General features: G+C 43.0%; 11 protein-coding genes. 9 read left to right on the top strand and 2 right to left on the bottom strand.

Annotation, left to right across the window (positions count from 1 at the left end):
• The first annotated feature begins 23 nt into the window (after positions 1-23).
• The 9 genes from ACT8YW_RS19075 (at position 24) to ACT8YW_RS19115 (ending at position 8,624) form a co-directional block, all read left to right on the top strand.
• On the top strand, positions 24-1,106 hold the full coding sequence (locus tag ACT8YW_RS19075; protein WP_004297418.1) for a 3-methyl-2-oxobutanoate dehydrogenase subunit VorB: 1,083 nt from the start codon (positions 24-26) through the stop codon (positions 1,104-1,106).
• A gap of 193 nt (positions 1,107-1,299) precedes the next feature.
• On the top strand, positions 1,300-2,064 hold the full coding sequence (locus ACT8YW_RS19080; RefSeq protein ID WP_004297416.1) for a thiamine pyrophosphate-dependent enzyme: 765 nt from the start codon (positions 1,300-1,302) through the stop codon (positions 2,062-2,064).
• A 20-nt stretch (positions 2,065-2,084) separates the two neighbouring features.
• A complete protein-coding gene (locus ACT8YW_RS19085) occupies positions 2,085-2,627 on the top strand; it encodes a 2-oxoacid:acceptor oxidoreductase family protein (protein ID WP_444106810.1) in 543 nt (180 codons plus the stop codon).
• Between the two features lie 121 nt (positions 2,628-2,748).
• Positions 2,749-4,800, top strand: a complete 2,052-nt coding sequence (locus tag ACT8YW_RS19090; protein ID WP_008770903.1) for a putative porin — start codon at positions 2,749-2,751, stop codon at positions 4,798-4,800.
• Between the two features lie 17 nt (positions 4,801-4,817).
• Positions 4,818-5,657 (top strand): transporter substrate-binding domain-containing protein, encoded by an 840-nt coding sequence (locus tag ACT8YW_RS19095; protein WP_444106811.1) that lies wholly within the window; start codon positions 4,818-4,820, stop codon positions 5,655-5,657.
• A gap of 159 nt (positions 5,658-5,816) precedes the next feature.
• Positions 5,817-6,089 (top strand): hypothetical protein, encoded by a 273-nt coding sequence (locus tag ACT8YW_RS19100; RefSeq protein ID WP_444106812.1) that lies wholly within the window; start codon positions 5,817-5,819, stop codon positions 6,087-6,089.
• A 75-nt stretch (positions 6,090-6,164) separates the two neighbouring features.
• Positions 6,165-7,151, top strand: a complete 987-nt coding sequence (locus ACT8YW_RS19105) for a Gfo/Idh/MocA family protein (protein WP_151923064.1) — start codon at positions 6,165-6,167, stop codon at positions 7,149-7,151.
• 154 nt (positions 7,152-7,305) lie between these two features.
• Positions 7,306-7,776: a nucleoside deaminase gene (locus ACT8YW_RS19110; protein WP_444106813.1), complete on the top strand. Its 471-nt coding sequence runs from the start codon at positions 7,306-7,308 to the stop codon at positions 7,774-7,776.
• A gap of 38 nt (positions 7,777-7,814) precedes the next feature.
• Positions 7,815-8,624 carry a fimbrillin family protein gene (locus tag ACT8YW_RS19115; protein ID WP_444106814.1) on the top strand — a complete coding sequence of 270 codons (810 nt, stop codon included), beginning with the start codon at positions 7,815-7,817 and terminating at the stop codon, positions 8,622-8,624.
• 119 nt (positions 8,625-8,743) lie between these two features.
• Here ACT8YW_RS19115 and ACT8YW_RS19120 read toward each other — a convergent pair whose 3' ends face one another.
• A complete protein-coding gene (locus ACT8YW_RS19120; RefSeq protein ID WP_444106815.1) occupies positions 8,744-10,414 on the bottom strand; it encodes an OmpP1/FadL family transporter in 1,671 nt (556 codons plus the stop codon).
• Between the two features lie 25 nt (positions 10,415-10,439).
• Positions 10,440-11,765 (bottom strand): hypothetical protein, encoded by a 1,326-nt coding sequence (locus tag ACT8YW_RS19125; protein ID WP_444106816.1) that lies wholly within the window; start codon positions 11,763-11,765, stop codon positions 10,440-10,442.
• Positions 11,766-11,802 lie beyond the last annotated feature (37 nt).

The raw sequence follows: 11,802 nt of genomic DNA on the forward strand, positions 1-11,802 counted from the left end.
AAAGTAGAATAAAAGAAAAGAATATGGCAGAAGAAGTTGTATTAATGAAAGGAAACGAAGCCATCGCCCACGCAGCTATCCGTTGCGGTGCCGACGGTTACTTCGGTTATCCTATTACTCCCCAATCGGAAGTGTTGGAAACGCTTGCCGAACTGAAACCGTGGGAAACAACCGGCATGGTAGTACTCCAGGCGGAAAGTGAAGTGGCAGCTATCAATATGGTATATGGAGGTGCAGGTAGCGGAAAGAAGGTAATGACCTCATCTTCAAGTCCGGGTGTGAGCTTGAAACAAGAAGGAATCTCTTATTTAGCCGGTGCCGAACTTCCTTGTCTGATTGTGAATGTAATGCGTGGCGGTCCCGGATTGGGAACTATCCAACCTAGCCAGGCTGACTACTTCCAGACAGTAAAAGGTGGTGGTCATGGAGACTACAAACTGATTGCCCTCGCTCCGGCATCCGTACAGGAAATGGCGGATTTCGTAGCATTAGGATTCGAACTGGCCTTCAAATACCGTAATCCGGCTATTATCCTTGCTGACGGTGTGATCGGTCAGATGATGGAAAAGGTTGTTCTTCCTGCACAAAAGCCACGCCGCACGGAAGCAGAAGTAATTGAACAATGTCCATGGGCTGCTACCGGAAAAGCAAAAGACCGCAAACCGAATATTATCACTTCCCTTGAATTGAAACCGGAAGCAATGGAAATCAACAACCTCCGTTTTCAAGCTAAATATCGTGAAATTGAAGAAAATGAAGTACGCTTCGAAGAGATCAACTGCGAAGATGCAGAGTATTTGATTATCGCTTTCGGTTCAATGGCACGTATTGGCCAGAAAGCAATGGAACTAGCTCGTGAAAAAGGAATTAAAGTAGGTATCCTTCGCCCGATTACACTGTGGCCGTTCCCAACCAAAGCAATTGCTGCATACGCTGATAAAGTAAAAGGTATGCTCGTTACGGAACTAAATGCCGGACAGATGATTGAAGATGTCCGTCTCGCTGTTAACGGTAAAGTAAAGGTAGAACATTTCGGACGTCTAGGTGGCATCGTTCCCGATCCGGATGAAATTGTAACTGCCTTGAAAGAAAAAATAATCAAATAACGAAACAATGAATCCCGATAAAATAAGAAACGTACTGAACATCCTATTTATGATATTGGCTGTTGCAGCCATCATCACCTACTTTGTAGCAAAAGATGATTTCAAAATGTTTATCTACGTATGCGGCGCGGCAATCTTTGTCAAGCTGATGGAGTTTTTTATACGGTTCACCAACAGATAAGGAGATGAAGTTATGACTAAAGAAGAAATAATCAAACCCGAGAATCTGGTTTACAAAAAACCGACTCTGATGAACGATAACGCCATGCACTACTGCCCGGGTTGCAGTCACGGTGTGGTACACAAACTCATTGCCGAAGTCATTGAGGAAATGGGTATGGAAGATAAAACTGTGGGAATCTCTCCGGTGGGATGTGCAGTGTTTGCCTACAACTATCTCGATATTGACTGGCAAGAAGCAGCACACGGACGTGCTCCTGCTGTGGCAACTGCTGTGAAACGCCTGTGGCCGGACCGTCTTGTTTTCACTTATCAGGGCGACGGTGACTTGGCTTGCATCGGTACAGCCGAAACAATCCACGCTTTGAACCGTGGTGAAAATATCACGATTATCTTTATCAATAATGCGATCTATGGTATGACAGGCGGCCAGATGGCTCCGACTACACTGGTAGGTATGAAGAGCTCGACTTGTCCTTACGGACGTGACGTTGAACTTCACGGCTATCCATTGAAGATTACTGAAATCGCAGCCCAACTGGAAGGAACTGCTTACGTAACCCGTCAGTCCGTACAATCTGTGCCGGCTATCCGTAAGGCCAAGAAGGCAATCCGCAAGGCTTTTGAGAACTCCATGAACGGTAAAGGTTCCAACCTGGTAGAAATCGTTTCCACTTGTAGTTCAGGCTGGAAGATGACTCCGGAGAAGGCGAACAAATGGATGGAAGAACACATGTTCCCATTCTATCCGCTGGGTGATTTAAAAGATAAAGAATAACGCTAAAAGTCAACAGAACAATGAAAGAAGAAATAATTATAGCAGGATTCGGTGGACAAGGCGTATTGTCTATGGGTAAGATTCTGGCATATTCCGGTTTGATGGAAGGCAAAGAAGTGACCTGGATGCCCGCTTATGGTCCCGAACAACGAGGTGGAACAGCCAACGTTACAGTTATTGTAAGCGATGACAAAATATCCTCACCGATTCTTAGTAAATACGACGCTGCCATCATTCTGAATCAGCCTTCACTCGAAAAGTTTGAAAGCAAAGTGAAACCCGGCGGTATCCTGATTTATGACGGTTACGGAATTATCAACCCTCCTACCCGTAAGGATATTAAGGTATATCGTATCGACGCAATGGATGCAGCCAACGAGATGAATAATGCCAAAGCATTCAACATGATCGTACTTGGCGGATTATTGAAGCTTCGCCCCATCGTAACGTTGGAGAATGTTACCAAAGGACTTAAGAAAACCCTGCCGGAACGCCACCATCACCTGATTCCTATGAACGAGGAAGCTATCAAGAAAGGTATGGAGTTAATCCGTGAGGTTTAATTAACAGATAATGTACAATGGATAATTGATAATTATTAGCTACGTATAATACGTATGCAACATAATTTTCAATTATCCATTATCATTAAATCAATTAAAGTAAGTATCTTTGCCTCCAATTATGAGACGAATCTTACTATTATATATAATCTTTTCCGTTATAGGTTTGACAACTGTCCATGCACAGTTCGATAATGGTCGCCAGAGAGTGGACGAAAACGGATACGACCAATACGGTAACCAGGTGGACCCTGCCATGATTCCGGACAGACTGGATAGTGCAAATGTAGAAGTACAGGGGTTACCTCCGAAATTATATATGTGGCGTATTAATAATCAGTTGGGCGACCGGACTATCATCCCGGCGGATACTGCTTATCACCACTTCCAGAATTCAAATCTTACCGAAGGACTTACCGGACATTATAATTATCTGGCCAATATGGGTTCTCCCCGTATGTCACGCATCTTCTTTGAACGTCGTGATCCGGAACCTACTATCTTTATGGAGCCTTTCTCCAGTTTCTTTATTCGTCCTACGGAGTTCAATTTCACCAATAGTAATGTACCTTATACCAATCTGACGTATCATAAAGCCGGTAATAAAATAAACGGAGAAGAACGCTTTAAGTCTTATTTCTCTGTCAATGTAAACAAGAAGCTGGCTTTCGGTTTTAACATAGATTACTTGTACGGACGAGGATATTATAATAACCAGAATACGGCTTATTTCAATGCGGCAATTTTCGGTAGTTATATCGGCGACCGTTATCAGATGCAGGCAATATACAGCAACAATTACCTCAAGACAAATGAAAACGGAGGTATTGAGGACGACCGATACATCACTGCGCCTGAAGAGATGGCACAAGGGCAAAGGGAATATGAATCAACCAATATCCCGACCGTACTAAGCGCCACAACCAACCGTAATCATGACTTTTACGTATTCCTGACCCAACGTTACAATCTGGGATTCAGCCGCGACATACCACAGGCCGAAAATGACACTACTCCCGCCAAACAAGAATTTGTGCCGGTCACTAGTTTTATACATACCATTCAGGTAGAGCGTGCACGTCATAGTTTCAACTCGGATGATGACATGCGTGAAAAAAACTATTATCAAAACACCTATTTGGAGCCGGATAATCCGATTGCCAGAGACAGTACTACCTACATGGGTATCAAGAATACCATAGGTATAGCTCTACTCGAAGGATTCAATAAATATGCCAAAGCCGGACTCACGGCATTTGCTTCCTATAAAATCAGCAAGTATACTCTTATGAATATGGAGGGGAATCCGTTGCCCGACAAATACAATGAAAATGAAATATTTGTTGGAGGCGAATTATCCAAACGTGAAGGAAATGTACTTCATTACCATGCCATTGGTGAAGTGGGACTTGCCGGAAAAGCAATCGGACAATTCAATGTGAAAGGAGATATCGACCTTAACTTTCCGTTATGGAAAGACACTGTGAGCCTTATAGCCCGTGGTGAAGTCAGCAATAAGCTTGCACCTTTCTATATGCGTCATTATCATTCCAAACATTTCATGTGGGACAATGATATGGACAAAGAATTTCGTACCCGTATTGAAGGAGAATTAAGCATTGCACGTTGGAGAACACGTTTGAAAGCAGGAGTTGAAAACATAAAGAATTACACTTATTTCAACCAACAAGCGGTGCCGGAACAGAAAAGCGGCAGTATACAGGTGTTGTCAGCAAGTCTTAATCAGGACTTCAAATTGGGAATCTTCCATTTAGATAATGAAGTAACCTGGCAAAAGTCCAGCGACCAGACCGTATTGCCTTTGCCTGATCTTTCGCTGTATCACAATTTCTATATGCAGTTCAAGCTGGCAAAGAAAGTGCTTAGTGTACAATTGGGTGCCGATGTGCGTTATTTCAGTAAATACAATGCCCCTGCTTATATGCCGGCTATCCAAAACTTCTATTTACAACCGGAGAATGACCAGGTAGAGATAGGAGGTTATCCGATCGTGAATGTATACGCAAACTTACATCTAAAGCGTACACGTTTCTATGTAATGATGTATCACGTGAATCAAGGTATGAGCAGCCCGAATTACTTCTTGTCTCCTCACTACCCTATCAACCCACGTGTACTGAAATTCGGTCTTTCATGGAATTTCTATGATTAACAAAATCTATATGGCTTATGGTAACACGCCCCAAATTGAGACTGTCCCGATATTTAGTGCCCGTAATCATTGTATTGGCAATCATCTTTTCTATCCGCCAATGCGGTAATCAGGAAAAGCCGTCAGGACACCCGCGTGATTATGCAGCCATTGCCAAAGAAGGTATATTGCGTGTAGCGACTGAATATAACTCGATCAGTTTCTACGTGGACGGTGATACCGTTTCCGGTTTCCATTACGAACTGATACAGGCTTTTGCCCATGACAAGAGATTGAAAACCGAAATAACACCCCTGATGAGTTTTGAAGAACGGCTGGAAGGATTAAGCGAAGGACGTTACGATGTAATTGCCTGCGGCATATTAGCTACCAGCGAACTGAAAGATTCTCTGCTCCTCACCTCTCCCATCACGCTCAACAAACAAGTGCTCGTGCAACGGAAAGAAAACGGAGAAAACAACTCACTCTATATCCGTAACCAACTGGACTTGGCCGGGCGGACACTTCACGTAGTAAAAGGCTCTCCCTCCATCCTGCGTATCCAAAACCTGGGAAATGAAATCGGAGATACCATTTATATCAAAGAAATAGATAAATACGGTTCCGAACAATTAATCTCAATGGTAGCTCATGGAGATATCGACTATGCCGTTTGTGACGAAAGCATCGCACGCGCGGCCGCCGATTCCATCCCACAGATAGATATAAATACAGCCATCAGCTTTACACAATTCTACTCATGGGCAGTCAGCAAACAATCACCCGCTTTACTCGATAGTTTGAATACATGGCTGGATAAATTCCAAAAGGAGAAAGAATACCAGAAGATTTATAAAAAGTACTATGATAAAGAATAACCTTATCATTTTACAGTTCAGAAGAAAACAATCAAAAACAGAATGTAAGATAGATATATTCATGTCTATTTCCAGAAATAAACTCCCAAAGACTTGACTTTCGCTTTCGGATGTCGTATCTTTACAGAGTTAATGATAAAGTAGTTTCAATTAAACTACATGCAAAGGAGGGAATCGCGATTCTCTCCTTTCTTTTTATCCAGCCGGGAAAAACCTCTCCCCGCCCCGGCTTTTCCTTGCGCTTTGCCCGGTGGTTATGGTTCTTCAGCCGGAGGATCAGCAGTGTTCACCTTACTTCTTACCGAAATGAAGTATATATCCGCCTCAAACAGACGTCCTGTTTGCCTGAAACAAAGCCTTTGTTCCGATAAAACGGAGCTTCTGTTGAAACAAAACCCAATGTCTGTTTTCCAACTGTTCCCGCTAAGTTAATAATCAATAAAGTTGCTCTTGACAAAAAATAGCTTTATCTTTGGGGGTTGTTAGAACAGACACAATAGGTATATTATGAGTGAAAAGATTATCAAATGGGGCTTCATTGGTTGCGGAGAAGTAACCAAGACGAAAAGCGGTCCCGCTTTCCAGAAAGTAGAACATTCGGAAGTCGTAGCCGTGATGAGTCGTGACGGCGCGAAAGCGAAAGCGTATGCCAAAGAGAGAGGAATCAAGAAATGGTATGACGATGCACAGGAGCTGATAGATGATCCGGAAGTAAACGCTATCTATATCGCCACTCCTCCTTCTTCACACGCTACGTATGCCATTATGTCCATGAAAGCGGGCAAACCGGCCTATATTGAGAAGCCAATGGCGGTGACGTATGAAGAATGTACCCGAATCAACCGCATATCCAATGAAACGGGAGTTCCCTGTTTCGTAGCATACTATCGCCGTTATCTTCCCTATTTCCAGAAAGTAAAGGAATTAGTAGAGAACGGGACGATCGGCAACGTTATCAATGTACAGATTCGTTTTGCCCAGCCACCACGCGATCTGGATTACAACCGTGATAATCTTCCCTGGCGTGTGCAGGCTGATATTGCCGGAGGCGGCTACTTCTACGACCTTGCTCCGCATCAGATTGATTTGTTGCAGGATATGTTCGGTTGCATCCTCGAAGCAAGCGGTTACAAGAGTAATCGCGGCGGGCTTTATCCTGCTGAAGATACATTAAGCGCCTGTTTCCAATTTGACAACGGACTGGTGGGTAGTGGTTCCTGGTGCTTCGTAGCCCATGATTCTGCCCGCGAAGACCGCATAGAGATTATCGGTGACAAAGGAATGATTTGCTTTTCCGTCTTCACATACGAACCTATCGGACTACATACCGAGAAAGGACGGGAAGAAATCTGTATCGGCAACCCGGAACACGTGCAACAGCCTCTTATCCAAGCAGTAGTAGATCACTTATTGGGTAAGTCGGTTTGCTCTTGCGACGGCGAAAGCGCAACGTTGACTAACTGGGTAATGGACAAGATCTTAGGTAAGCTATAACCCTAAAAAAAGCAAAAAAAGTTCCTTCTTTTTCTGGATTCTGCCGGTATTGTTAAAAAATAAATAGGGACATCCCATTGTATATTGTTAGTTTTTTCTATCTTTGTAGAAAGAAGCAAAGAAGAAATAAAACTAACAATATATTTTTTGTGCCATGACTAAAGAAGCTTTAATGAGAAAAGCAATCGAGCTTTCAAAAAAGAATGTTGAAAATGGTGGAGGTCCTTTCGGTGCTGTGATTGCCACGAAAGACGGAGAAATAGTTGCAACAGGAGTTAATCGTGTCACCGCGTCTTGTGATCCTACGGCCCACGCCGAGGTAAGTGCCATACGTGCCGCAGCAGCCAAACTCGGAACGTTTAATCTTAGCGGATACGAAATCTATACTTCCTGCGAACCTTGCCCCATGTGCCTGGGTGCTATTTATTGGGCACGCCTGGATAAGATGTACTATGGAAACAACAAGACCGATGCCAAGAACATCGGCTTCGACGACTCTTTTATCTATGACGAACTGCAACTGAAACCTGAAGACAGAAAGCTGCCTTCCGAAATCCTACTACATAATGAAGCCCTTACTGCCTTCAAAGCCTGGGTGGCCAAAGAAGACAGAGTAGAATATTAGAAACCTCTCACTATTATTAACCTATTAATTACCCTCAAATGAAAAGAAAAAGCCTTTTATTTGTCATGGCATCAGTATGCCTGTTCAGTTGTCAACAGCAAGAAGAACTGCAAGATCCCAGTAAAGGAGTGATCGACTTTTCTACTTCTATTGACCAAAGTATCAACAATGCTCTTACTCGTAACAGCAGTAGTCTGACACTTCCGTTAAAAAGCAATTTCGCTGCCGGAGATGTTATCTCCATGTCCGTTGCCGAGCAGGATTATCATCCGTTTGCCATAGGCATGGATAGCCAGACCTGGAACGAAGCAAGCACCGATTCGGAAACGGTTACTTTCTATGCTCATTATCCTGAATTGACCGACGAAGCTGCTACTACCAGATCATTGAGCAGCCGCTATCGTGAAATCAAGGGCGGCTTAGAATATTTGTTCGGTACAGCCCAAACCAACAAAGGTTCTAAGAATGTTGCTCTTGCATTCAAGAGAATGACAACGCCCGTCGTTCTGCTTGACGAGAACAACCAGCCTTACGAAGGTAGAGCAATCGTTAAACTGTTCTTGAAGAACAAAGGTGTACAGGACCTGTTCAGCGGTAAAATCGAAGCTGACCCCAATGCAAAACCGGAATACATTGATATCCGGAAAGTATCTGAAGGTATCTTGACTAACTTGATTCCGCAGATCATCAAAGCCGGCGAGAAAATAGGAACGGTTATCCTGGAGGACGGTAAAGAAGAACCTATCATCGCAGAGGAGGACATTACCATAGAAGCCGGAACTCCTGTTGCGGTAAAAATGTACGCAAGACGCGGAATCATTGACGAACGAACTCCACTATTCAGATAAGACTAAAGAATAAAAAGTGATACTAATAAAAATCCCCGGAACCGCTGTAGACACTCAGCATTCCAGGGATTTTTTACACACAAAAGTTATTATTGAAATTGAAAACTGTCTTTTTTAGGTTAGAAACGCATACCTACGGTAAATAACACTTGACTGCGTGTATTCGTAACTTTCGTTGCTTCCGGTGAACCAATGACTGTATCACCACCATCTACAAATCCATTCACAAACGGATAGAAATTTTCTTTATATGTAGAGTATTTATAAGCTAAATCAGCATAAAACATTGATCCGCGATAACCAATACCCAATGTATAATTACTCATTGATTTAGAATTGGCAAAATCTGTATCTGTCTGAATAGAGTTAATAGCCAAATCTTTGAAAGCATCCTGATGGAAAGCCGCAGTACTATAATTATATCCTGCCCTAAAAGCAAACTGTGGAATCACCTTATACTCTAGGCCAAGACGGACTGTACTAACCCCTTTCAACATAGACGTCGTACTATTCTCAAATTCATAAGCAGAAGAATTACCTTCAGTATCTTTAAACTTCATGGAAGAATAATCTTGATACTCATACTCTGCTCCTAAAGCCAAACTCTTGCCTACCGTATATCCCAAACTTACATTATAAGTCCAAGGAGCCTGAAAATCGAAAGGAAGGATCATGTCCCCTTTTCCCGGAAGATTATCCCATGATCTCACGTCATATCCCTTTATTTCTCCAGTTACAACATCCATCACATCCGATATAACTTGTGCACTCGTTTTATAATCCAAACTATAGAATATTGGCGTATGTATAGCTAATCCAACTCGAAAAGGCGAATATTCAAAAGGACGAATAATAGCCCCCAACTTCACGTCAAAGCCAGACCCCTTTATTCTATTCCAACTCTGCAAATTATATCCTTCATCGTTTCCATAATCCTCATCATAAAAAGTATACTTATTATAATCTACAGAATAAGCACCCAGCGTCAACCCCAAATATACCCGATCATTAAAATTAAACGATACATTAAAATCATATTGATCAATTCCCCCGCGTTCTTCCGAACGAAAATTTGCATATCCATTATCTAACATTCCTTCAAAATGTCCAGGAGAGATATAAAGAGGATTACCATTTATATCCTTATACTGTACCTCCTTCCCTTGTTCATCCTTATAGGTATAAGGAATATTGTTCACCCCTCCTGTTTTGTCATGTATTGTAATATCTCTAATCAGCCCAGCATCAGCTCCTAAAATAGATAGCCAACCAATACCATTATCCGTATAAGGCGAATCTCCCCATTTTTCAATGCCAGCTGCTTGAGATGCCATTAGATAAGTTTGGGAGTAAAGTCCCAAATTCCCTTCCATGCGCATGTTATTATTAAATGATTTCGCTTTATGATAGTTAAAACCGAAATTCACAAAACGCAGCGGAGTTTCATTACCAATCTTCGAAGAAAACACAAACCCGATGTTATTAAAATCTCCTTTAGTTAAATCGGAATTAAACTTTTTCCCCAAATACTGACTTTCATTCCCATAAAGAGAAAATCCAAATGAAGTCATTACATCACTACTACGATAAAGACCAATACCTGCCGGATTAGTCCCCATTGTAGATATGTCTCCTCCAAGAGCTCCCATAGCTCCACCCATACCCACAAATCGAGCAGTTCCATTTAAATCTTTTCCTGTTAATTTGGCACCATCATATATCGTTTGTGCCATTCCCCAAGGTGCTATCATCAACATCCCTAGAGCAATTAAAACACTTATCTTTTTCATTCTTGTAAAACCGTTTAATTAATACTTATCTTCTGGCACTGCCGCTACGAGAGGAGCCCCCACCTGATGATGACCTAGAAGAACCACCGCTCGAATAACTGCCCCGAGAACTACTACCACCAGACGAAGCTGGAGAATAACTACGTGAAGAAGAACGAGAAGTACCATAGGAAGAAGAACGGGTGTTACTATTACTTGCTGGAGAATAAGTACGCGGTGCTTCTGAACTACCACGACTATAAGTTGATCTTGCACTACTGCTCCTTGTTGTGGTTCCAGACGAACGCGAATAACCTGAAGAACCAGTCGAACGGGAAAATGAAGAGCTTCCGCTACTTCTAGTACTGCTTGGACGAGAATAAGTAGCACTGCTACGACTACTTGAGCTACTACGTTCACCTGAAGTTCGTGTTCCCACTACACGTCTGGAAGTAGTTCCCCTACTATAAGTAGAACCAGAAGAACGAACAGAACTGCCTTCAGAACGAACTGCAGAACCTCCACGAACTGAAGAGCCACTGGAGCGAACGGCACTCGAACCATAACGACGAACAGTGGACGAGTTTCTGTAACTGCTTTGTCCAGAAGAACGACGGTTTGTATAGGTAGGACCTGTCCAACGACCGCTTCCACCTCCGCCCCAGCCCCAGCTAGGACCACCATGCCAGTGGTGATGATGTCCCCAATATCCGCCGCCATACCAGCCACCCCAGTAGCCGCCGCCCCAATAACCGGGGTAATATCCCCAAGAGTAGTAAGGACGATTCCATCCCCAGCCATAGTTCCATCCCCAGCCGTAAGAGCCATAACGCCAATCCCACCAAAGCGGGTTACTGAACGTCGGGAATGCATAAGCATACATACCATCGGTATATACGTTCCAGTCCCATGAATTCGGACCGTAAACTACATCCCAGTACAACGGACTGCTGATACTGATAGCAAAACGCGGATTGCGGAAACGGATGATACGTTCAGCGTATTCATAGTCGTCTTCCGTACCATTGAATTCGCCCGTCACCCACTCTCCGTCCAAATCCGGATTAGATTTTTCTTTTATATATAAGGTATCATTATCCATTACGAATTCATTTTCACGTGCATCGTAACGGCGGTTATATTCATCCACATCCCGTGTTCTTCCCTTACGGTCCTGAACAACCACTGTAGTACCCGGTGAAGTATAGATGTTAGTCGTCACCTGTTTCTTCGGTTCCTTCTTAACCGGAGTTTCTTTCTTCTCCTGTTTGTCTTTGGAAGGTACGAAGTAAAGGTCGTCATCAACGCTTTGTGCAAAGATACCTATCGGAAGGCACAAGGCAAATAGCAAGAAATAAACAATCTTTTTCATATCATCTCGGTTTATGTAATTACTTAAACTTATTCAC

The sequence above is a fragment of the Bacteroides sp. genome (assembly GCF_052357945.1).
Lineage (GTDB): Bacteria > Bacteroidota > Bacteroidia > Bacteroidales > Bacteroidaceae > Bacteroides.